The organism is Tuberibacillus calidus DSM 17572 (assembly GCF_000430685.1).
Classification (GTDB): Bacteria; Bacillota; Bacilli; order Bacillales; family Sporolactobacillaceae; genus Tuberibacillus; species Tuberibacillus calidus.
The window spans coordinates 1-22098 of sequence record NZ_KE387198.1; the positions used below are offsets into that span (position 1 = coordinate 1).

The window sequence follows — 22098 nt, forward strand, 5'->3', positions numbered from 1 at the left end:
CTTCAAATGGTTTATCCATTGTGTCAGGGTTTGAAAGCCTTTGAGATCGTTCGTAAACACTAAGCGATTAGCTAGGTCAATGCCTCTAAAATCTTGCGCACGAGCGACATGTTTGTGTTTAGCGATATCAACACCGACGATCAATGTGTTCTCTGTGATTTGAGAGATTTTGCGATTTTGGTTATAATTCATGTATGAGTCCTCCTTGGTTCCTAAATTAGAGGTCAACATCCGTTGACACTCCGTACTATACCAAGAGGGCTCTATTTTTGTACAACCCGAAAAACCGCTATTTTGCCTCATTTTTCTTCAATACAGGAATGCTCCATTATATATTTAGATAATTATCTAATTACATAATAGCAATTTTCTGATAATTCATCAAGGGTTAAAATCAAACGTTACGAGGTGCTTTTCTAAAAATATGCACTACATTCACTGGCATGTACAAGGATTGTTGGCAAAATACGACTTCAGACGGAGAAGATTGCGGGCTTGAGAGCGGTTTCGGTAAATGAAAAAGTTTGTAGAATGGGGTGTAGATGAATGGATGGGATAGTAAAAAAAGAAGGAGAATGAATGATGAAACAGACCTTTCGTGTCTTTAAGAAAGCTGACTATACCCGCTTGTTTTTGGCATCGTTCACGTCAAGAATGGGTTCGGTTGTCGGTATGGTCGCGTTTTCGTTTTATTTGCTTGATCGCTTCTCAAACCAGCCTTTTTATGTGTCGCTCGCAGAAATGATGTATTCTCTGCCGATGCTTGCGGTATTTTTTATCGTTGGCGTGCTCGCCGACCGAATGGATCGAAAAAAGATTGCTGCCAACTGTGAATGGATTAGCGCGGCTTTATCTTTTGCTTTAATGGGAATGATCGCCATTGGCTGGATGCCGCTGATTTTTATGATTTTATTCTTGCGCAGTGCCGTCAATAAATTTTTCTTCCCGGCGGAAAGCGGACTTGTTCAGGGAATTTTGGATGAGCATGAATATACGGCGGCTGCCGGGCTGAACCAGTTAACGCAAAGCCTTTTCAATTTATTCGGAAGCGGTCTCGGTATTGCTTGTTATTGGTTGATCGGCGTACAGGGAGCCGTACTTATGGACGCGATTTCTTTCATCATCTCAGGCATACTGATCCACGCCTGTCACATCAGTCAAGACGTCCGTTTACCTAATGGTCCGCATAAATTTAAAGATTTGAATGTTAAAATGATGCTCAAAGACTATAAAGACGGCCTGGTTTATGCGTTAAAACATCGACTCCTGTTTCATTTGTTGATCGGCTTTTTAGTCTTTGGCGCTGTCAACGGGTCGTTCAGTGTCATCACGGTGTTTATATTGAAATACAAGCTGGTTCCGGAAACCTATGAAATGTGGTCGATTTACGAAGGCATTACTTTTGGTTCGGGGATTTTGATCGGTAGCATTTTAGCCTCATCCATCGCCAATAAATTTAAAATTTATCAATTGTTATACGGCAGTCTTTTCCTAGCGGGTGTATTGACTGGGGTCGTCAGCTTAGCGAACAATGTGATCGTCTACTTAATCATCGTATTCGGTGTGGCGTTAGTTTTGCCCGCGGCTAATATTGCGATCGGTGGCTGGCTGCCTAAAATCGTCGATCCAAAAATGATGGGTCGGGTGGAAGGCACGATCTCACCGCTTATGATGGTGTCACAAACCGCTGCGTTAGGCATTATCGCTTGGGCTTTTCCAAAGTTTCTAAGCATCAGCGGTCTGTTTGTCTCTGTCAGTATCTTGATCGTTGGCGTTTCCGTTTTCTTTGCCATCGTACTGCCGAAGCTGGCTAAAGCGTATGAACAACCAACCCAAACAGAAGCGGAAGTAGCAGACGCTGCATACTAATAAAAAGGCGGAAATGGCGACGCTGCTTACTAAAAAAGATGGTTAACGTTTTTTCTACCTGATGCGAAAAGATAGCTTTGCTATAATGTATGCAAAAGGGAGCCCAACCCTAAACGAGAGTTTTCTTCTTATTTAATATAGGTGTTAGGCCCCCAACCGTGGGATGCCCAGGAGTGACTTGGTTCATGGTTGCAATCGGGCGGTAAGGGGGAAGATTCATGATCGGCGCCATCATCGGGGATGTCGTGGGTTCACGATTTGAATTTGATAATTATAGGGATAAAGATTTTGAACTCTTTGCAGAAGAATGTCAGGTGACAGATGACAGTATAATGATCCTAGCCGTTGCAAAAGCGATTATGGAAACGGAGAAAATCATCCATTCTTCGCCTGACGGGAACAGCTATTACGCTTTAATCGAAAAAATGGCGATTAAATATATGCAGGAAATAGGGCGGCAATATCCTCATTGCGGTTACGGAGCGATGTTTTCTAATTGGATATTCAGCGATCATCCCGAACCTTACAATAGCTTTGGAAACGGCGCGGCGATGCGGATCAGTCCGGCAGGTTTTGCCGCCCGAACGGAAAGCGAAGTCCGCAAACTGTCTAATGCCATAACCAGGGTGTCTCATAATCATGAAGAGGGCTTGAAAGGTGCGGAAGCCGTCGCGACAGCCATTTATATGGCGCGGCGCGGTTTTACGAAAAATGAAATTCGGGAAAAAATGGAGAACGATTATTATTCGTTGGATTTTACAATTGACGGGATTAGAGACTCATACATGTTTAATGAGACTTGCCAAAAGACAGTTCCGCAAGCCATTGAAGCTTTTTTGGAATCAACCTCCTTCGAAGATGCCATCCGCCTCGCCATTTCATTAGGCGGCGATAGTGATACGTTGGCGGCGATCACAGGTTCCATTGCAGAAGCGTATTATGGCGTCCCCGAGGAGTTGGAAGAGAAAGCACTCTCTTACCTTGACCGCCAATCGCGCGCAATTTATGATGAGTGGCAATGTTTTCTTCGGAACCGGAGTCGGGAGAGCAGGGATTAGGAATGTAAAAAACTGGCGTGTATGCGCAATTCAAAGCCAGATCGACACAGATTTTGAGCAAAAACAGCATTTATGCGCATTTTTCGGCAGGGAGAGCCGCGAAAATGAGCAGGCGCTCCATAATCCGGAAAAATTGCGGCGAAAACTGTAAAAAACTGGATTGTATGCGCAATTTTAAACCAGATCGTAGAAAATGAGCAAAAACCGCATTTATGCGCATTTTTCAGCTGGAAGAGCCACGAAAAAGAGCAAACACTCCAGAATATGGAAAAATCAAGGATAGGATGTAAAAGGTAGAAAGTCCACACATCTCCAAATACAGAACGAGACTGTTAGCGTGTAAAAGCGGGGGGGTTAGCCTCGTTTTTGTATTATATTAATCATTATTGTCTAAGCATATTTTACGGATTTGACATTCATCATTGCCAAATATAAAAGAATGTTTGTCATTCAAAGTTTCAAAAGTAAGTGTCAGCGTCTTTTGATCTCTGAGTCCTCTTTTCCAACCTTCTTTTCACGACGATTTCATCAAGGTTACTATGGACAATTTCCGTTTACATAAGCGAATGTTTCGCACGGTAATTGTCTGAGCTGTTCCTCAAAAGAAAGAAAACACGGATTTTCTTCAATAAAATAATAGGAATTTTGTTAAAATAAATATAAAGGTTGCGAACAATGAATTTTACGTAGTAAATTAGTTTAAAAAACAAAGTATTCTCAAGATTAGAGGAATGGTAATTAAATAATTAATTGAAAGAAAATATGCATAGAATATTCAGATAAAAAACTGATCACTAATTATGTCGAGAAAGGTAATAAATGAAACTGCAACCGAGGTGATAACTGATCCATACACGACTTGAAACATAACGTTATTTTCTATTTGGATGGGAGGTGTTGATAATAAGAAATGAAAAATATCGGAAGCGTTCTACATCTTTCCTAAAAAATATGGTTAAAAAAGCACCTGTATTCATCATGATCTCTTTACTAATAGGTTGTTCACGGATGACTCCTTTAAATTCTAATCCTACTCTCATTGAAGTGACTAAACACATATCGCAATCAAATCGTTTTGTAACCAAAAAAATAACAAATAAAAAATTACGTGATCAAATTATAACTCAAATCAATAAAGGAAAATCTCATATTATTCCTAAAGGTAGCATATTTAATTGCCCTAATACAAAATCCAGCGAAACTTATGATATTATAATATACTATAATAATTTTAAAAGATCATTTACTTTAACAAAATCAGGTTGCACCTTTTTATACGATAAACAAGATGATATTACGTTAAACATTGATGTTCCTGAGGTTTATAAATTGTTTAAGGACAGGGAAAATAATCGGTAAAAAGTATTCAGTCATTTTCAAAATTCATCTATCTTAAAAAATAAACTAATAACTTATAAATAGATACTCTTGTTAAACGGTCGATAGCAACATCCATAATAGTACATCTTGGTTGATAAACTATTTATTTAGAAAAACATTTTTGATTCATATCAATAAACCCAAATCGACAACTATTATTTAATTCTCGTAAAAAAGGGCGGTGGGGAAAACAAATTTTCCCCCACCCCTTAAACAACTTACTTATTACTCATAACCATTCCAAGCCACAAAAAAGGTACCGGGTTCTGCGGCTGAGTCTAGATCGCTTGGAACGGCTAGTATATTATCCGTATCCCCAACCATAATTATCCTATTAATACTTTCAAAATCATTTATATAACCGCCATTAATTCCGTCAGTTGCTATACAATCCCAAAAGACAATATAGTTGAAATTAGCAAGCTTAGAAAGACTGCTTTTCCCATTCACAAAAATAGTTGGTCGTTCCACTATCCAATCTGCAGTTGAACCATCATATGAGTAGCCGGCATCCACCTCGAAGTTTGTATAACCCCCGGCAGTCATATTTTCTATGAAGTACCAAGCTGTTTTGTCGCTTGGATCGTATGAGATATATACAAATACTTGGTCACCGGGATGAACGCTTAGAGAGGTAATCTTAGTTTCATAATTAGGTAATTGTTCCCACCAAAAATAAAATACTTTATTTCCATTTGCATCCACCTGTTGCTCCGTGCCAGCCTGAATTAAATGGTTTTCCTTATTTATGCCTCCAATCCCAACCCATGAGGATGAAAAAGTATTTATTTTGCTATTTTCAACGTCAGGTACTTGCCAATATCCGCTAACTACATTTATATCTGGACTCCCATAGGTATCATTGGTAACGTATCCCGACCAATTATAACTCCCCACTGTACTAACTGAGTTTTTATGTTTTACTTCTGTAAATACTGGTTTAATATATTTTCCCGTCTTGATTGTACTTATTACATGCTTCCATTGTTTATATTCCTTTTTATTTTTAGGTTTTATTGGCAAATGATGATTTTTTAGTTCCTTATTTGAGGCAGTATAAGGATTAAAGTTTGATGGGAGATCGGGCTTTACTGATATTACTGTTTGATCAGGAGTGATGTGATCTATTATGCTGTTTTCTTGAGCTGATGAATACATAGGCAATGAAAGGATTACTATAGATGCCATAAGAGACATCAAAATTTTTTTCAATTTAATCACCCTTTCTATTTTTTTATCATTTAATCAGTTCGTTCTTTGAATCGGATTAAGTTTTTAAAGTGATACCTTATTTTAAAATTGTTTAATGGTTCTTCCTTTCTATTGCTTTATCACCTCACCACCATGTTTTTTCTCTATATCTATTATTATGATATTCTAACATATTTTCACTTTTTAAAATATTGGGAAAGTCTATTTATATAACCCCCAATAATTAGGGGTAATCTGAATTAATTTTCCCAACCTCCAAGTTGTAAATCCATATATATAGGATCGCCTTGAGCAACCCTAAAATGAACCTTCTCAGGGGTGATCAAAAACCTTTTTCTCTGAAAGATTATCAATTCTTAATATGGAGTAAATTTATCTAAAAGTAATATATGTCTTATTCACTTTTTCAAAGGTGTGCAAAAATACCAAAATAACAATCACCACTATTAAAAAGCAAACACATTATTTATAAAAATTTTGTGGTTTACGGCTTTAATCTTGTCCATCGTTGCCGTTACGAAAAAAATCTCTTCTCCTATCTTGGATAAAATACTTGGAGAAGGCACCAGGTTAAGGGAGACTTAATCCTACGCCAGCCACTAACCTTGAAGCGATTATACTTCTGTTTCAAGGTATTAATGTAGGCTACCTCCAGGCATTTGTCTAAAGGATAGTGGGGGTTTTCCTCATTGTCATACATCAAAGAACGTTTGTAAGTCACACCCCAAAAGTAAATATCGGCGTCTTTTGATCTCTACTTTCTCTTTTGTTAAAGGAGATCTACAAAGAACTGAATCTTGAAGACGCTGAAAATGGAGATTTGGTTAATATTTCTGAGGAAGAATGAGATTTCGAATGGAACTTTTTATGTGATTGCCAAATGGCATATTGGTTTAAAAAATTATGTAATTTTAAAGTGATAATAAAGGGGGTGTTAAAGCCGATGATAAAATCCCCAATATAGTCGGAATAAAATTCCCCACTTACAATAGAACCATAGTGTCAATGAGAGGGGCTATGGTTCGTGATTACGAGAGGGGAATTTTTTGTGATCAAAGAGATGTATGAAAGGGGAATGATTATTTCCGATATTGCGAGGAAATTGGGGATCGATCGGAAAACCGTCCGAAAATATATTCACTCCCCCCATTCTCCTTCCAAATCCAAGCGAAAACAAAGAAAAAGCAAGTTAGATCCATTTAAGCCGTATCTTCAAAAACGGATGTTAGAAGATGGGGTGTTTAATAGCGAAAAGTTGTTTTTTGAAATTCGACAACAGGGCTATACGGGAGGAAAGACGATTTTAAAAGACTATATGAAACCTTTCCGAGAGACGGCGAAAAAGAAATACACCGTTCGCTATGAAACGCTTCCTGGCGAACAAATGCAAGTCGAATGGAAAGAAGTTGGGGAGGTCGTGATCGAAGGGAGAAAAGTCAAGTTATCGCTATTTGTGGCTGTGTAAGGCTATTCGCGGATGAAATACGCGGAATTTACGGTCAGCCAGGATCAGGAACACTTAATGGAATGTCTGATTCAGAGTTTCCAGTACTTTGGCGGGGTTCCGAAGAAGGTGTTATTTGACAATATGAAGACCGTTACAGACGGGCGAGAACAAGGAGTGGTGAAATGGAATCAACGATTTTCCGAATTTGCGAGTTACTACGGATTTATTCCAAAAGTATGCCGGCCCTACCGGGCCCAGACAAAGGGAAAAGTCGAACGAGCCATTCAGTATATTATGGATCACTTCTACGGAGGTACATCCTTTGAAAGCATCGAAGAATTAAATTTTCTTTTACATCGCTGGCTTGATCAAGTGGCGAATCGGAAGCCTAACGCCACTACTGGTGTATCTCCACAAGAGCGTTGGGCCGAGGAGTCACTCAAGCCTCTTCCGTTGAAAGCTTACGATACGAGCTATCTTTCCTATCGGAAGGTGCATTGGGATGGCAGTTTCTCCTACAAAGGGGAACAATGGCTCTTATCGGCGGAGTATGCGGGCAAAGAAATTCTGGTGAAGGAGCGATTAAATGGAGATATTCAATTGTACTTTCGAGGGGAGGAGATTTCTCACGTGGACCAACAGAAAAAAGTGATTTCATTCGCCGAAAAAATAAAAAAGAAACAGACGGAAATGGCTGCCACCATTTCGCCTGTTTCGGTAGAAGTGGATACTCGTCCATTGTCCGTTTATGACGCATTCCTGCGAGGGGAAAGCTCATGAAAGAACGCATACACGAGTATTGCCACCAACTCCATTTGCCTGTCATGGCGGAGCGATGGTCCGCCATGGCAGAATACGCCTCTACTCATAATATATCATATTCAGAGTTTTTATTCCGTTTATTAGAGGCAGAAATCGTCGAAAAACAGGCACGATCGATCCAAACGCTTATCAAGCTGTCCAAACTGCCGTATCGCAAGACGATCGATACGTTTGATTTTACCGCGCAGCCTTCGGTGGATGAGCGCCGGATTCGGGAGCTGCTTACCATGTACTTTATTGACCGGAAAGAAAATATCCTCTTTCTCGGTCCACCGGGGATTGGGAAGACACATCTGGCAATTTCGATTGGAATGGAGGCGATCGCAAAAGGATATAAAACGTATTTTATTACCGCTCACGTTTTGTCAATCAGTTAAGAAGAGCCGACCAGGAAGGAAAGTTGGAGAAAAAGCTTCGTGTCTTTGCGAAGCCAACCGTTCTCATTATTGATGAAATGGGGTACCTAAAACTGGACCCGAACAGCGCTCATTACTTATTTCAAGTGATCGCCCGGCGGTACGAGCATGCCCCGATTATCCTAACCTCCAACAAAAGTTTTGGGGAATGGGGAGAAATCGTGGGAGACTCGGTTTTGGCGACAGCGATGTTAGATCGATTACTGCATCATTCCATCATTTTCAACCTAAAAGGGGGAAAGCTATCGATTACGGGAAAAGAGGTTCCAAGAAGAAAAACAGAAGGATCCATGAGGTCCTTCTGGGGAATTTTAAACCGGCGATTTTGAGGAAAAAATAATCGGCCTTGACAGGGGGTGGACATAAGCCAATTTCCCAAAAAATAGTCCTCACTTATATAAACAAATTTACATTAAAACCAATAACCCCGTACCACTTTTAGAGTGATACGGGGTTATTTTTGGGATTCGGTCAACCTATTTAACCCTTTTCTCCCAACCTCTATTATATAGAGATTTTTAAAAGTTCAAGAGGTTTAAACTTAGGGTAGAGTCACGCTACTTATGATTGAAAAGATTCCTGCTTCCTCGTAATAACCAGTTTGATATCCTTTAATTTTTAAAGATTTTTTGCCACTACTAGAGAAAGAATGGATTTCTAGACCTGCTTGATAAGTTTCTCCTGACGGGAAACACTTTGTGACATTCTGTCCAGGTAAATGAAGTTGTTAGATCTGACATTGGCCATGTAGTTATTTCTTCCAAGTCCGTAATAATCTCCCTACCATCGTGAAATGAGCAGAAGGCTAGTTCGCTGCCGTCATTGCCGGAAACGTATTTCCAACCACTACATTCACCACCGCCTCCCGAAGGAACAACTGAAAATGGTAATATTAGAAACTTTGGATCAATACCATTCATTACTGATGGTGAGATAACATTGAAATATGATTCCGAGGTATTAGATATTTGTAAGTTCTGAGAAGCCGATGAAGAATCGGTTGCTGCAAAAGCTTTTGGCGAAACAAGTAAAAAAAGTGGTAGGATTAAAGCTAGGATGAAGTATTTAAGTTTTGATAACCTTAATTTCATAAGGAAAACCCTCCTTAATTGGTACAATATTACCATACAATATATTACAAAAATTGTTAATATTGTAAGGTGAGATTTAATTCCTAGGGATTATTTTCAAACTTTAAAGTTTCACTTTAGTTGGAAAGACGAAGATGAAAGAAAAACTATTATTTGTGATGTTAATAAAGGTGAAGCAATAATAGAATTAAATATTGACAGTGAATTTATTTGTCCTATTAGGGGAGAGGTTGTTCTTCATATGCCTAAAGAAGATTTTAGGGATGCGGTTTTAATGGCTGCACACAGGTGGGTAACAAAAGAAAGTTTGGAATAAGATATTTTTTTATTAAAGGTTGGATGAAAGCGGGGGTGTTTATTTGAATTCGACTTTTAAAACTTTGCCTGCAAAATTTTTGTGGGACCGGATTTTTGTATATCCCGTAACAGAAAGTGGGTATAAAATAGAGTTTTATACCGATACAGGCGGTGGAGGAATGTTTCTGTCACCTGATGTTTCTAATGATCTAGGTTTGCCGGCCAACAAAAAAGTGATGGAGGATGGCGAAGAAAAAACAGTTGTGCCTTTTCCAACGTTTCAGGAAGGCCTTTCCATTCCTTCGGGGGCTCAAGTGAGGGATTTAATCGTCTATTCTGAAATTCCTTGGGGTAAGGGATTTTTAGGGCAATCTTGGTTTGCGGATCGGGTCTGGTTACTAGATTATATAAATAAAGAGATGGGATATCTGAGCAACACATCTTCCTATCATACAAACGGGTTTAAGTGCACGAATATTTGGTTTAAAGAAAACCAAACTGGTAAACGAGAGGTTTCTTTTCCGCGGATACAGGCAAAGATTGATGGAGAAACGTTAGATTTTCTCTTTGATACCGGGGCGACGGTTTATCTCACCGACCATGCTCTTGAAACATTGAACAATGGAGATGAAGTGTTCCGGGGAACAAGCTTTATAACTCGTTCGATTTTCGAAAAATGGAGGGTCAAACATCCAGAATGGACCGTCATCGAGCAGGCCGACAGAATAGGAAATGAAGCGTTGATAAAAGTACCAATGGTTGAAGTGGCGGGTTTACAAGTGGGGCCGGTATGGTTTACTAGAAGAAACGATGCAAACTTCCATGAGGCAATGTCCCAATGGATGGATAAAAAAGTAGAGGGTGCATTAGGTGGGTCGGTCTTTAAATATTTTACGATAATCATTGATTACCCTAATGCCAAAGCCTTTTTTAAATGCTAGTGGAAATGGCTAAATTTATTGGATGGCGAATCTATTTGCATTTGGCCGTCATCAGGCCACACCAAGCACCATTATCTGGAAGAACACTAGCTATATCTGTAAAAAACTGGAGCGTCTGTGCAATTTTAAAGCAGAATCGGCAAGAAAATGAGCAAAAACAGCATTTATGCTCAATTTTGAGCAGGAAGAGCGACGAAAATGAGCAGACGCTCCATAATCTGGAAGAATCCCAGCTGAATTTGTAAAAAACTGGAGTGTATGCACAATTTTAAGGTAGATCGGCGCAGAATTTGAGCAAAAACCGCATTTATGCGCATTTTTTGGCAGGGAGAGCTGCGAAAATGAGCAGACGCTCCATAATCTGGAAAGAACCGCAGTAAAATATGTAAAAAATGGGAAATGCTTTTAATAAATATTACTGAAAACGGGTCGCTGCCAAGCTTTTTAGGTGAAGGCAGAGTTATCGTTGCCCCAAATACTGCTTTTGCAAAACGACAGGTTTTCACCCGTATAAAAAACCATGCGGCGGTTTAGTCCAGCATGGTTTTTTTATAAATTTATGAAATCGAAGGCGTCCCATATCAGAGACGCCTTTGAAGGAGTGACTGCATGGGTTATACACTGCATGGTGGTTTCAAGGGTTATTACCAAACATAGGCGGTGCCGACAATAATCAAGAGAATGAACAACACGACAATCAACGCAAAGTTAAAACCGTAATACATAATCAATCCACCCCCTTGTGAATGGATTACTACATCTTATGCATTAGTAAAATATTTGTAATGGACAAGTGTTTTAGATTGGCCAAAATCAACGTTTGTCCAACGACAAAAACCTAGGTCACTGTTTTTAGTTGGACCGATCTTACCAGTCTAAAAACTTCACGGTCTTCAAGGTATGATTCAACAAATTTTAATGGAATAAAAAGGAGAATTCGGTACAGGGACCGTTTTCCCTTTTATGGCAGACTTATATTTAGATATAATCATATTATCGGATGGTCAGATTTTTCAGATAGACGGAGAACACTGAAGGATAACGAGCGCCTTTTCAAATCCATTCAACGCAAAGGAGCTCGAAAAAAAGCGGTAAAAGTTTTGGAGGTTGTGATGAAAAAAGGAAAAACGGAAAAGACCAATGCGATGCGTTTGTTGGATAAGGAAAAAGTCGATTATACGATGCAAACTTACGACACGAATGACGGGAAAATCGACGGTGTCTCTGTCGCGTATAAAGTCGGAAAAGACCCGAAAATGGTGTACAAGACGCTCGTGACGCAAGGAGCTAGCAAGCAATATTACGTTTTTGTTATTCCGGTTGAAGCGGAGCTTGATTTAAAAAAAGCCGCTAAAGCTGCCGGGGAAAAGAAAGTGGAGATGATTGCGGTTAAGGATTTGCTGAAAGTGACGGGCTATGTGCGCGGCGGCTGCTCGCCCATCGGCATGAGAAAATTATACCCAACTTTTATTGATCAAGTGGCCGAGGAACTCGAGACGATCATTGTCAGCGGCGGCAAGATCGGTTTTCAAATCGAAATGCGAGTGGGCGATTTACTGAGAATCACAAAAGGACGTCTGGCAGATTTAACAAAATCTATACCAGCCGACGGCGAAACGGTGACTTTTAATAAAAATACATAAGGAATATGGCTGAACCACGCTTCGTGGAAGATAGGGTGTACGTAGAGAAAAATGAAGCAGTCATAAAAGAAGTTGTACAGGCTGATACCATATATTCTTTATAAAAATCACAGGAAGTGCACATATGTCATTAAAAACAGAACTCACAGCCATCAACTTTAATAATCTCGAAAGCTTAAAAAAAATGGATTTGGATCGCCTCACTGAAAGGATGTTAAAAGAAATCGGGTCCACAGATCCCGAATTAAGAGACGATTTGATTTACCGCACGTTTGTCCGCCTCATTCATGGGAGCTATTTAACTCCGAAAAAAATGACTTATATAACAGAGATTTGTCTTGAAAACCTATTTTTGAGCATTGGTGAAAGAGATAGTGATTCAGTCTTTACCCGCTCATTTTCGGCGCTTGTCATCGCATTGATACTAGAAAAGGATAGAGAACAATCTTTTTTGGATCATGTACTCGCGGTGAGAGCCATTGAATCGAGCATTCTTATTGACGGAAGTGGTCAAACACCCGGCTTTTTCACTAGATTCTGCCGATGACTGCCTCGAAGCGATTCATTGCTGCTTGATCAAAGAGAGTATTGACATGTCGGCGTATATCGATGACGAAGACGAAAGACTTATTTTTGCCATCGAAGCCTTACTGGACAAGGGAATGGGGGAACACGCTTTGCTCGACTTTGTCCTTGAAGCGTCACAAGTCATTTATGATTTCGCGGAGAAAGGATTCACCACAGAATTATTCAGAAAAAGAATCAATGCCACTCATTTTTTAAAAAGCTTGTATTTTCGGCTTGCGTTTAGAAATGAGGGGGCAAAAGTAAGGGAGACCATATTGCATGTATTAGAAAAAGGGCATCACCAATTGTACACACCATGAATCCGGCATTCGCGTGAATATCTTTAATCGGCTCAGCTTCTCGGAAGGACAAGGTTTGCCCGCGGCTGATCTGGAAATGATATTGGTAAATTTGTACTTTTTAATAAAGTTAACCTTGCGTAAGAAGAGGCGCGGAAATCTCGTAGGTAAAGAAAAGAGGTGCTTTGGTTTGAGTTATAAAAATACCTTCATTACCGTTTCTGACGATTCGAATGTCAAGACCGCCCTCGTCCCGGTCCCGAGAAACGGAAAGCCAACGATGGCTTCCATAGAATACGAGCTCATCAAAAACAATCCGTACAAATATACGCAGGAAGATGTCCAATTTATCTCGTATTTGATCCGAAATAAAATCGATACGAGCGGCCAATTGGATGAACTGAGAGAACAATTTTTCGCAAAACCGAAAGCTTGCTTCAGGGCATCGCCGCTCGTCAAAAAATACGGCTGGGGGATTCATTATGATCATGATGGGAAAGTCGCCTTATATGAGATTGAAAGCGCATTATACCGTCAGTTTCTCCAATCCGATGATGTGAAAAAATTAAAGGGCATGCGTTCGAAAAGAGCATAAAACGAAGGTGTACACATGGAAAAGTTTGTTTTTTTATTCGGACCCCAGGCCGTCGGCAAAATGACGGTCGGCCAAAAGTTGGCTGAGGTTACCAGGTTAAAGCTGTTTCACAATCACATGACGATTGATTTGCTCGAGCCGCTTTTCGGATTCACACCCGAAATGTGGAGACTGGCTCATATGTTTCGGCAGGAAATCTTCGAAGCGTTTGCCAAGAGTGATCAATACGGACTGATTTTTACAAAAGTATGGAATTTTAACGACCCATCGGAGTGGGACAGCATCCATAACATGTGCCTGCTGTTTCGTTCCCATGGCGTGGACGTCTGCTTTGTAGAACTCGAAGCGAATGTGGAAGTAAGGCTAAAGCGGAACCGGACGCCTCATCGGCTGGAACATAAACCGACGAAAAAAAACATTGAACAATCCGAACAGCATCTATTAACTTCAATGGAAACGATGAGGCTCAATTTCTACGAAGGCGAAATAGACACAGAAAATTACATCAGAATCAACAATACGCATTTGAGTCCAGATGAAACCGCACTTATGATTAAGGAGAAATTTCAATTATAATACAAACTTGGATTTAATACCAAAATCCAGCCGACACTTTTTGCAAAGGAGCAAACATAATGTACAACATCACAAAAATGAAAATCTTAAAGCCAGCTCATGATGTGTTTGAGGCGTTCGTGGATCCCGGAAAAATCGGAAACTTTTGGTTTTCATCGAGTTCCGAACGGTGGGAGCAGGGAAAAACGATCACGTTAAGGTATGATGAATTCAATGCAGAAGGCCAAATCCAGATCGTAGAAATCGAAAAAGATAAGAAAATCGTATTCAATTGGGGAAATACCGTCACGATTTCATTGCAGGAAACCGAGCCGAAAACCACTATTGTAGAGATTATCGAAGAAGGCTTCGATGAAAATGACCCACAATTAATTGAAAAATTGCTGGATAACAAAGAAGGCTGGGCCTTTATGCTGACCAATTTAAAAGCGTACTTGGAAAACGGCATCCGGACATTGCGAACCGGTTTGATGAAATAGCGTTTTTCCTTAAAATCTAAGCCCTTAAAGGAAAAAGGTTTTCATCGTGTAGTAGGTGTCAGAAAGAGATGAAAGGCTATCATTTTTTTAGTTCAATTTAAGTGAAACAAAGGCTCTAAGAGAGCAAGTCGTTTTCTCGGCCCAGCAAGAAGGCAACAATGGCACTCCCTTCCCCAAAAAGGTTGGTAGAGCCCAGTTTTTTACGGACTCCTTTGGACATAAATGCAGATTTCATCTAGGAGCGAGCATAGGTTTTGTTTTAAAAACGTGTTGTTACCGGTACAAAACCTTATTGTAGGAGAGGGATGAAAATGGGATTCGGGTTTCGAAAAAGCATTAACCTCGGTGGCGGCGTCAGGTTAAATTTCAGTAAGAGAGGGATTGGGGCCAGCGTCGGGGTGAAAGGGTTCCGAGTTGGGATTGGCCCATCCGGCATGAGGACGCGGGTGACGCTACCTGGGACTGGCCTTTACTATGAAAAAAGGCAGAGTTTAGCAAGACCCGAGCGGAAAAGGCAAATGGCGATAAGGGAACAAATGCACAGGCAGGAGATCATGGATGCTTTGCAACAGGCACAGCTTGAAGTAGAGGCCTTTCAAAATCGGCTGGAGATGCTTTTATCCGTTCACAAAGAATGCAGTGAACCCATTGATTGGAAGATGCTCTCGCAACAAGCCCCGCCGTTTGAAAAAGGGCAACCTGGACCGAATGAACAAGCTGCCAGGGAGAAATTAGAGGCGTATGAGCCAGGCTTCTTTGAAAAACTGTTTCGGCGCGATGATGAGCGAAAGAAACAGTTGGAAGAAGAAGTGGAAAAAGGAAAAGCCCTTGACGTCGACTTATATGATGAATGGGAAGCGACGAAGGAGGTTGCTGAAAGGGTTCTCGCCGGTGATCCCGAAGCCTATAAAATGGCTATTGAAACGATGGCGCCTTTTGATGACATTGTCGACCTCGGCAGTGGTTTTGATTTTCATTTTGTTAATCAGGATGTCGTTGAAGTGACTTTTCATGTTGAACCCCAAGAAGTTATTCCTGATACGGTCAAATCATTGACAAAAACAGGCCGGCTTTCGCAACGAAAAATGGGGAAAACGATGTTTTACGCGTATTATCAAGATTATGTATGCAGTTGTGTTATTCGCGTGGCCAGAGAATTATTCGCTTTACTTCCCATTCGAACCGTCGTCATTCATGCCGATGATACCGAACTCAATACAGCAACGGGGCATGTTGAAACAATCACGATTTTATCGGTGCGCATCCATCGAGAAGATTTTCAAACGATTAATTTCGACCGCATTGACTGCTCCGATGCCATTGAAAGCTTTGAGCATCATATGCATTTCCTCAAAACAAAAGGGTTTCAAAAGGTAAACAAATTAAACCTGTCTAAGTGAAAGACGGGTTTTCTTTATTTGGGCGTATTCCGGGTGTCCAGGTTCAGATCTCTCATAGGGAACAGAAACGAACTCACATTTTCAGTGTTTACATTTGTCTAGCCGCAACAGAACCAAACTCATAGTTTTTCATTACCCTAAATAAAATAAACATTGATAAATCCGTGTGTTTTTTCATAGAAAATTAACATGACGGATTTTTGTCTGGACATCACACGACGAATGGAAAAGGGGCAAAGGGTGATGAAAAAAATCTTCATCGCAGCGTTTTTGATTTTGGCGGTGGTTTCCGTAGGGGTTAGCCTATATCAAGAAAACAATCATGACCATGCTTTCGCACAAGATCAGCCAAAACAAACGTTAGATGTCAAAAAGACCATTAAGAAAGCACCGGAACAGTCGACTAAGCGAAAGGAAAGTGTTATTGCTAGAAAAAATGTGGGGATTGAGATTGGGAACGTGGCGCCGGATTTTACTTTGCCTACCATTGATGGACAAGTTGTCAGTTTGTCCTCTTTAAGCGGGAAAAAAGTCATTCTTAACTTTTGGGCAACTTGGTGCCCGCCATGCCGCAAGGAAATGCCGGATATAGAGGCCTTTTATTCCAAGCATGCCAAAGATAAACATGTGGTCGTTTTGGGCATTAACTTGACGTCCGCAGAAATGAGTGTCAATGATGTCAAAAGATTTATAAAGGAATATAAACTCACTTTCCCCGTTCTCCTTGCGAAAACGGAAGAAACAGCAGTACTCTATCAGGCGGTGACGATTCCGACAAGCTATATTATTGATTCAAGTGGTGTCATTCGCAGTAAAAAAATTGGGCCAATGGATCAAAAATGGATGGAGCAACAAATCGATGCCATTCAGTAGATTGTCTTGAGGTCAGGGGGCGAGTTCTCATGGTGAAAATCCCCATGTATTTAGTTACATTGGGTGAAGATGAATCAATGTTTGATAAGGCTGTTTTCTAAAAGATTGTTGCTTTTTGAGAAAAAAATAGAAGAGTAGTTTGGTTTGTTTTATTACACTATTTTAAATTCACACTGAAATCTTTCAACACCAGGATACTTTTCTCCTAATGAAGTTATTTTAAAACCGAATTTTCTATAAAACTCAACTGCATCTTTGTCAGTTTCAGCAACGATAGATGTAAATGAGTATTTTTCAATGAGAAAATTAATCATTTTACTCCCTATCCCGTTACCTCTTTCTTTTGGGGAAACAGCGATATGTTTTATTTCGCAGAGACTAAGGTTTATTTCTACACCTATACAACCGATTATATTGTCTTCTTTCATAAAGCCAAATAATTGTTGGTTGGAGGAACGAATATAGTTTTCATATACAAAATCAACTTTGTTGATTGAAGTTGCATAGGATAACAAATTTCTTATAGAGGGGTGAGGTATCATTGAATCAATTTCTATTATCAATCGATCATCATCTCCAAATTTATGCTATACAGCTCTTAACATTTCTACTGTTGTTGAGTTTGATTTTTGAAAGACTGAAATGCATTTGCACCACTCGATTTTCAAATGCTAAACACCGCTTGCCCTTCGTGTCATTCGCCCCTTAGAATCCATGCCATTTGGTATGTTCCGGTATATTTTTATCTCTATCTTTGGCAATTTGGTCCAGGGCTTTGGAATTATTGTCATATTGAGCATCTCTTCTTGGGCGTCGAAATAGAAAGTAGAGGATGCCGCCGATGACAATCGCCGTTACGATATAGATAAGAATATTGGACAACCATATAACCTCCAATCCCGATGGTGATGAGCCATTATTTATTATTAAAAAGGGTGTTCTTAACAGCCGCCTTTAGACAGCCATTCGCTTTCAAAGGTGCATGTGGGGATGCCTTAGTGGCGATAGAATGGATTTTTTTTGCTGTTTTTTGGCCGTCATTCGAAACCCTAGTTGTGTAAGCAAAAACGTAAAAATAATTCCATATTTCAATTATATTCTAAAAGCAAAAAAGCGACCACTATTTGGTCGCTCGGGTGTATTGAATCTAAGGGCTGTATTAACATTTATCACGTGCACTTTTCGATAAGGGATTCGAAATATGTCTCTAATCGTTCGGTGATGATCGCGTCAGTTAAGTCTTGCCATCCGAAGTTGTTCCAGCCTTCGTAAACTTTGGGAGGTCCGGGATAGACAAAATCAAAATAAGCGACAAAATCCCAATAAGGGTTATAGGAAAATCTATCGCCAGCAAACGTTTTATAATAATTTAAGAATGTCTCAGCGGCCTCCACACCAAAAAGGCAAACGAGATTATCCCGGCAGTGTCCGACATCAATCCCAGCCGGACCCCGGCAAGCATTGACCCAGTCGACCACACTTGAGATTTTCCCGCCTGTCCAAAGCACATTAACAGGGTGATAGTCCCGGTGAATAAACGTTTCTTTATATCGCGGTTCGCGAGACTGCACGATTTGCATCCCTTTTTCCCATAAAACAGGATGCTCGGTCCAATCAGGCACTTTTAACTCATGGGGTTTGGTATAACGACGAAACGTCCATTTAAAATGGTCGGCGTCAATCCGGTGAATCCCAGCCAATACCCGGGCTAATTCTTTGAGCCACGCATCCAAGTCGTCGGGTTTAAGGACAACTTCTCCGGGAACAAATTGCATGAGAATCATGGGAAGGCCGGCCTGTTTTCCTGATTCATCCACATTGATAAGCTGTGGAGAACGGGCTCCAAAATGATCGGCGGCTGCCGTTTTCAAACTTGCCGCTTCATGAGCCGCCAAGTCGGGTTCTTTCGATAACCAGCTTTTATTGTCGTAGAGCCTCAGCACATAGCGATCAGTGTCCGTCTCAATTTTATAAAGCGTTGTGGAGGTTGCTCCTTTTAGCTTTTCAAAAGCTCTAATCGTTTGTTTACTTGGCAGAGATTGTTCGACCCATGTTTTGATGGGATCCGGAAGCTTTTCAGTCATGTTTCAACCTCACGTTAAAATTTTTAGATTTCGTAGGGACGAATGAGATCTGCCCGAAAGATTCAGCCCTTATCCGTTGCTTGAAACATCTTGCCAGATTCTTTTTATGTAAGAGCCAGTGGGATGGGCATACAGGCAAAATATATCCGGGTTGGTTAAATTTCGCCACGCTTCAAATCCATAGGTTGTATCAAAATGATGAAGCAACAGCGTTAATAAGTTGCCGTGAGTAAAAACGGCAAAGCGCGTCATGCCGATGCTTTGATAGTGGTGGAGGGCATCTATTGCGCGTCGGGTGGCTTCCCGGGATGATTCGCCGCCATTGAATTTTAAATCAAAATCCGCAAATGTCGCTTTCAGACAGTCCAACCAATCCTGTAAGCTTTCAGTTGATAACACCCGCTCGGAAAATCTTTTGTTGGTTTGTATTTCCAAATTGAGCCGTTTGGCGAGTGGTGTCGCTGTTTGTACGGCCCTCAGATACGGACTGCTGACGATCGCTTCAATTCCCTTATCTTCTAAAAAATCAGCGAGTTTTTCCGCATCTTTTTTCCCTTTATCAGTTAATAGGGCGTCTGGGTCTTGCCCTTCCGCTTGACAATGTCGAATGAGATAAATTTGTTTTTCCACCAATGATTCTCCCTCGTATAATAAGTTTCAAATCCATCGTTGATGTCAATTTCGGTTCATTTTTGCACATTGATAAGTGAATAGAGATTTTTGTAACCCGGTACCCGGAATACAAAATTTGGACTTATTCACCCGGCAATAAGCTGTTTAGATAGTGCGTGCGACAGTCTTTGGCGAGGATTTCCATAAAAATTTCATCATAATATTTGCCGTTGAGATAATACGATTGGCTTCTTCTGCCGAATGTTTTAAAACCGGCTTTTTCGTAAGCTTTTACCGCACCTTTATTAAATGCAAACACTCTCAGCATAATATTATTGAGGTTCAGGATTTTGAATCCATATTCCACGAGCAGCTCGACCGCTTCCGTTCCCAAGCCCTTTCCTCTGTGGTCGGGATTTCCTATGAAAATACCAAGTTCAGCCGCACGGTGTAATTGTCTAATAGAAAACAGTGAACAATTGCCAATCAATTCATCATTTTCCTTTAAGACAATGGCGAAATTCTGTCCTTCTTTTGCTAAGGTTTCAAGCATTTCCCGTTCGCTTTCCAATGTGAAAATTTGGGAGGCGTGACCTAAATTGATCGCTGTTGGCAGATCATTGATCCATTTTGTATATATTTCGGCATCTTCCGGGTTGATCGGTGAAAGATAGATATTCCGTCCGGGAATCTTACAAAAATAGCGCATGTTTTCCTTCCTCCTCATTATTTATCATGTAGAGTTCCTGAGGCGTCTTTCTCTTCAGTGCATGAAGCGAGTCGTTTTTCACGTATCATAAACGTAAGGCTGTCCAATGGCGGGACGCAAAGCTATGGCTTGGACATCGTCTGATGCGGGAGGGATATTCCGAAGAAGGTCCGAACCCGAACATCGTGCGGGCGGAAGAACGTTTATTATGATTTTACATAACTACCGTCTGATGTCTATGTTTTTTTCAAAAATTCTTATGTTTCGTGAGTACCATGTATTTTTGTCAAATCACTTTTGTTATTTGGGCGAATTTGCAAATTGGCCAATGATTGAAGCCATGGCAACCCATGTGCCTGTATTTGCAGATTTTTTATTTTAAAAAAAGACGGGTATAGAAACCACGCATTTGTCATTGAACACAACGACTGGTTTAAGGATCTAAACAGTGGTTGGCAAGAGAAAATTTTTTCAAAACGGTGTGCCGATGATAATGGGATGAAATGGATTTTTGTTGCGGGAAGAAAGAAATTGATAATAAGGAAGGATTTTCCCCAAAAAAGGCAGAATGAATGATAGAGAAAATTTTTAAGAGGCGAATGATCAATGAGACTAACCGTTAAATTTCAACTGCATGAACCGCTCGTATTGCCGATAAATTATCAACAGATTTTACAAGGGTTTATTTATCAAACCTTAGGTGATGATGAATTTACTACCTTTCTCCATGATGCTGGCTACCGCAGTGGGAAAAGGTTTTTCAAGTTATTCACCTTTAGCCGCCTGTTTGGCAAAAACAAGATCGATTTGAAAAACAAACAAATCATTTTCTATGATGAAATAACTTGGTATGTCAGTTCGATTCTTTATCCGTTTATTCAAAAACTGTGCCAAAACTTGTTAAAAACATCGGTCATTCACCTTGCCGGTTCCCCAATATGGGTACAGGAGGTCAGTTATATTAATATCCAAATCAATGGTCGGTGCTATCAAATCAACATGTTGTCCCCGATCACTGTTTATAGCACCTATGAAGAGGAAAGTGGCAAGAAGAAAACCCAATTTTTTGACCCAAATGACCCGGCGTTCCCAGTGCTGATCGAAAAAAATTTATTGAAAAAATATGAGGCTTTTTATGGCGAGGCCCCGGAAGACCGGTCTTTTTCCATTAAACCTTTGAAAGTTCACCATCGTGATAAAGTCATCACCCGTTATAAGCATTTCATTATAAATGCCTGGGGAGGCACTTACGAAATCCAAAGCTCGCCCGCATTAATCCAGTTTGCCCATGCCGTGGGCTTAGGCGGAAAAAACTCACAAGGCTTTGGGATGTTTGAGATTGTCAACTAACCCGAATTTTTATCGCCGATGTATAACCTAAATGAACAAGTTTTAAATATTATCATTCGCTTCGTCAGGGAGCTTTCCGAATACAAAAATACGCCAATTGCGCTAATCGCAAGGAATAGGGTTAAAAAAGCGGAGATAAATATAAGCGTAATTAAAATTAAGTCAATAAAGACAAATAAAAAATGTCGTCGATCCTCAGTAGCGTTAAAAACCCCAGAGATCGACGACATTCTCTTATCACAAAAATCCCTTCAGTAGCGCGGCTTTCCGGAAAAACGAAAAAAATAACAGGGAAAAAAGGATTTTTTATATCCGACGAAGAATATTGATATAATAACAACTTTTGGGGTTTTCATCTTACCTATGAGGAATTGAAAC

Annotated in this window: 22 protein-coding genes and 3 pseudogenes; 16 read left to right on the forward strand and 9 right to left on the reverse strand. The window is 40.3% G+C overall.

What is annotated here, in order from left to right:
- Nucleotides 1-192, reverse strand: a pseudogene (locus H532_RS20670) (IS110 family transposase); the annotation flags it as partial.
- Nucleotides 193-582: 390 nt separating this feature from the next.
- Here H532_RS20670 and H532_RS0117065 point away from each other — a divergent pair.
- The 3 genes from H532_RS0117065 (at nucleotide 583) to H532_RS0117075 (ending at nucleotide 4286) form a co-directional block, all read left to right on the forward strand.
- Nucleotides 583-1869, forward strand: a complete 1287-nt coding sequence (locus H532_RS0117065) for an MFS transporter (protein WP_027726473.1) — start codon at nucleotides 583-585, stop codon at nucleotides 1867-1869.
- Between the two features lie 218 nt (nucleotides 1870-2087).
- Nucleotides 2088-2927: an ADP-ribosylglycohydrolase family protein gene (locus H532_RS0117070; protein ID WP_027726474.1), complete on the forward strand. Its 840-nt coding sequence runs from the start codon at nucleotides 2088-2090 to the stop codon at nucleotides 2925-2927.
- A gap of 897 nt (nucleotides 2928-3824) precedes the next feature.
- Complete coding sequence (locus H532_RS0117075) at nucleotides 3825-4286, forward strand: hypothetical protein (protein ID WP_027726475.1); 462 nt, start codon at nucleotides 3825-3827, stop codon at nucleotides 4284-4286.
- Nucleotides 4287-4532: 246 nt separating this feature from the next.
- Here the strand turns inward: H532_RS0117075 and H532_RS19720 are convergent, their stop codons facing one another.
- Nucleotides 4533-5519 (reverse strand): G1 family glutamic endopeptidase, encoded by a 987-nt coding sequence (locus H532_RS19720; protein ID WP_051263400.1) that lies wholly within the window; start codon nucleotides 5517-5519, stop codon nucleotides 4533-4535.
- A 1024-nt stretch (nucleotides 5520-6543) separates the two neighbouring features.
- Between H532_RS19720 and istA the strand changes: the two are divergent.
- Together istA and istB are read left to right on the forward strand one after the other, a co-directional pair.
- A pseudogene (gene istA / locus H532_RS19285) lies at nucleotides 6544-7746 on the forward strand (IS21 family transposase).
- Nucleotides 7743-8498, forward strand: a pseudogene (istB, locus tag H532_RS19290) (IS21-like element IS5376 family helper ATPase IstB). Before istA ends, istB begins: the two co-directional pseudogenes overlap by 4 nt.
- A gap of 344 nt (nucleotides 8499-8842) precedes the next feature.
- On the opposite strand, the gene H532_RS0117100 reads toward istB, so the two are convergent.
- Nucleotides 8843-9295: a hypothetical protein gene (locus H532_RS0117100; protein WP_027726476.1), complete on the reverse strand. Its 453-nt coding sequence runs from the start codon at nucleotides 9293-9295 to the stop codon at nucleotides 8843-8845.
- A gap of 335 nt (nucleotides 9296-9630) precedes the next feature.
- Between H532_RS0117100 and H532_RS19295 the strand changes: the two genes are divergently transcribed.
- Nucleotides 9631-10533 (forward strand): pepsin/retropepsin-like aspartic protease family protein, encoded by a 903-nt coding sequence (locus H532_RS19295; protein ID WP_155995090.1) that lies wholly within the window; start codon nucleotides 9631-9633, stop codon nucleotides 10531-10533.
- A gap of 644 nt (nucleotides 10534-11177) precedes the next feature.
- Here H532_RS19295 and H532_RS20130 read toward each other — a convergent pair.
- On the reverse strand, nucleotides 11178-11258 hold the full coding sequence (locus H532_RS20130) for a YjcZ family sporulation protein (protein WP_081412516.1): 81 nt from the start codon (nucleotides 11256-11258) through the stop codon (nucleotides 11178-11180).
- 387 nt (nucleotides 11259-11645) lie between these two features.
- Between H532_RS20130 and ybaK the strand changes: the two genes are divergently transcribed.
- The 8 genes from ybaK to H532_RS0117150 all read left to right on the forward strand — a co-directional run bounded on the left by ybaK (nucleotide 11646) and on the right by H532_RS0117150 (nucleotide 16965).
- Nucleotides 11646-12176 carry a Cys-tRNA(Pro) deacylase gene (gene ybaK / locus H532_RS19300; protein ID WP_051263402.1) on the forward strand — a complete coding sequence of 177 codons (531 nt, stop codon included), beginning with the start codon at nucleotides 11646-11648 and terminating at the stop codon, nucleotides 12174-12176.
- 124 nt (nucleotides 12177-12300) lie between these two features.
- On the forward strand, nucleotides 12301-12723 hold the full coding sequence (locus tag H532_RS21000) for a DUF2785 domain-containing protein (protein ID WP_051263403.1): 423 nt from the start codon (nucleotides 12301-12303) through the stop codon (nucleotides 12721-12723).
- On the forward strand, nucleotides 12683-13063 hold the full coding sequence (locus H532_RS0117125; RefSeq protein WP_281169057.1) for a DUF2785 domain-containing protein: 381 nt from the start codon (nucleotides 12683-12685) through the stop codon (nucleotides 13061-13063). Before H532_RS21000 ends, H532_RS0117125 begins: the two co-directional genes overlap by 41 nt.
- A 169-nt stretch (nucleotides 13064-13232) precedes the next feature.
- Entirely contained in the window at nucleotides 13233-13637 is a 405-nt protein-coding gene (locus H532_RS0117130) for a DUF6157 family protein (protein WP_027726478.1), read from the forward strand.
- Between the two features lie 15 nt (nucleotides 13638-13652).
- Nucleotides 13653-14213 carry a DEAD/DEAH box helicase family protein gene (locus H532_RS0117135; protein WP_027726479.1) on the forward strand — a complete coding sequence of 187 codons (561 nt, stop codon included), beginning with the start codon at nucleotides 13653-13655 and terminating at the stop codon, nucleotides 14211-14213.
- Nucleotides 14214-14272: 59 nt separating this feature from the next.
- Complete coding sequence (locus H532_RS0117140) at nucleotides 14273-14692, forward strand: SRPBCC family protein (protein ID WP_027726480.1); 420 nt, start codon at nucleotides 14273-14275, stop codon at nucleotides 14690-14692.
- Nucleotides 14693-15003: 311 nt separating this feature from the next.
- On the forward strand, nucleotides 15004-16092 hold the full coding sequence (locus H532_RS0117145) for a DUF4236 domain-containing protein (protein WP_027726481.1): 1089 nt from the start codon (nucleotides 15004-15006) through the stop codon (nucleotides 16090-16092).
- Between the two features lie 243 nt (nucleotides 16093-16335).
- Nucleotides 16336-16965 carry a peroxiredoxin family protein gene (locus H532_RS0117150; RefSeq protein ID WP_038112864.1) on the forward strand — a complete coding sequence of 210 codons (630 nt, stop codon included), beginning with the start codon at nucleotides 16336-16338 and terminating at the stop codon, nucleotides 16963-16965.
- A gap of 152 nt (nucleotides 16966-17117) precedes the next feature.
- On the opposite strand, the gene H532_RS0117155 is transcribed toward H532_RS0117150, so the two are convergent.
- The 5 genes from H532_RS0117155 to H532_RS0117175 all read right to left on the reverse strand — a co-directional run bounded on the left by H532_RS0117155 (nucleotide 17118) and on the right by H532_RS0117175 (nucleotide 20370).
- Complete coding sequence (locus H532_RS0117155) at nucleotides 17118-17528, reverse strand: GNAT family N-acetyltransferase (protein WP_245566495.1); 411 nt, start codon at nucleotides 17526-17528, stop codon at nucleotides 17118-17120.
- A 142-nt stretch (nucleotides 17529-17670) separates the two neighbouring features.
- On the reverse strand, nucleotides 17671-17847 hold the full coding sequence (locus H532_RS20480; RefSeq protein ID WP_155995091.1) for a hypothetical protein: 177 nt from the start codon (nucleotides 17845-17847) through the stop codon (nucleotides 17671-17673).
- A gap of 287 nt (nucleotides 17848-18134) precedes the next feature.
- On the reverse strand, nucleotides 18135-19049 hold the full coding sequence (locus H532_RS0117165) for a phosphotransferase family protein (protein ID WP_027726484.1): 915 nt from the start codon (nucleotides 19047-19049) through the stop codon (nucleotides 18135-18137).
- 69 nt (nucleotides 19050-19118) lie between these two features.
- On the reverse strand, nucleotides 19119-19679 hold the full coding sequence (locus H532_RS0117170; RefSeq protein ID WP_027726485.1) for a histidine phosphatase family protein: 561 nt from the start codon (nucleotides 19677-19679) through the stop codon (nucleotides 19119-19121).
- A 124-nt stretch (nucleotides 19680-19803) separates the two neighbouring features.
- Nucleotides 19804-20370, reverse strand: coding sequence for a GNAT family N-acetyltransferase (locus H532_RS0117175; RefSeq protein ID WP_027726486.1), 567 nt, complete (start codon nucleotides 20368-20370; stop codon nucleotides 19804-19806).
- Nucleotides 20371-20476: 106 nt separating this feature from the next.
- Between H532_RS0117175 and H532_RS0117180 the strand changes: the two genes are divergently transcribed.
- Nucleotides 20477-20752, forward strand: a complete 276-nt coding sequence (locus tag H532_RS0117180; RefSeq protein WP_027726487.1) for a hypothetical protein — start codon at nucleotides 20477-20479, stop codon at nucleotides 20750-20752.
- Nucleotides 20753-20976: 224 nt separating this feature from the next.
- Nucleotides 20977-21720, forward strand: a complete 744-nt coding sequence (gene cas6, locus H532_RS0117185) for a CRISPR-associated endoribonuclease Cas6 (protein WP_027726488.1) — start codon at nucleotides 20977-20979, stop codon at nucleotides 21718-21720.
- Nucleotides 21721-22098: the final 378 nt, after the last annotated feature.

Coding starts and splice junctions, on each gene's coding strand:
- H532_RS0117135 (WP_027726479.1), top strand. CDS start 13,653: ATGGAAAAGTTTGTTTTTTTATTCGGACCCCAGGCCGTCGGCAAAATG.
- cas6 (WP_027726488.1), top strand. CDS start 20,977: ATGAGACTAACCGTTAAATTTCAACTGCATGAACCGCTCGTATTGCCG.
- H532_RS0117150 (WP_038112864.1), top strand. CDS start 16,336: ATGAAAAAAATCTTCATCGCAGCGTTTTTGATTTTGGCGGTGGTTTCC.
- H532_RS0117180 (WP_027726487.1), top strand. CDS start 20,477: ATGGCGGGACGCAAAGCTATGGCTTGGACATCGTCTGATGCGGGAGGG.
- H532_RS0117145 (WP_027726481.1), top strand. CDS start 15,004: ATGGGATTCGGGTTTCGAAAAAGCATTAACCTCGGTGGCGGCGTCAGG.
- H532_RS0117065 (WP_027726473.1), top strand. CDS start 583: ATGAAACAGACCTTTCGTGTCTTTAAGAAAGCTGACTATACCCGCTTG.
- H532_RS0117070 (WP_027726474.1), top strand. CDS start 2,088: ATGATCGGCGCCATCATCGGGGATGTCGTGGGTTCACGATTTGAATTT.
- H532_RS0117100 (WP_027726476.1), bottom strand. CDS start 9,295: ATGAAATTAAGGTTATCAAAACTTAAATACTTCATCCTAGCTTTAATC.
- H532_RS21000 (WP_051263403.1), top strand. CDS start 12,301: ATGTCATTAAAAACAGAACTCACAGCCATCAACTTTAATAATCTCGAA.
- H532_RS20130 (WP_081412516.1), bottom strand. CDS start 11,258: ATGTATTACGGTTTTAACTTTGCGTTGATTGTCGTGTTGTTCATTCTC.
- H532_RS0117175 (WP_027726486.1), bottom strand. CDS start 20,370: ATGCGCTATTTTTGTAAGATTCCCGGACGGAATATCTATCTTTCACCG.
- H532_RS0117165 (WP_027726484.1), bottom strand. CDS start 19,049: ATGACTGAAAAGCTTCCGGATCCCATCAAAACATGGGTCGAACAATCT.
- ybaK (WP_051263402.1), top strand. CDS start 11,646: ATGAAAAAAGGAAAAACGGAAAAGACCAATGCGATGCGTTTGTTGGAT.
- H532_RS0117140 (WP_027726480.1), top strand. CDS start 14,273: ATGTACAACATCACAAAAATGAAAATCTTAAAGCCAGCTCATGATGTG.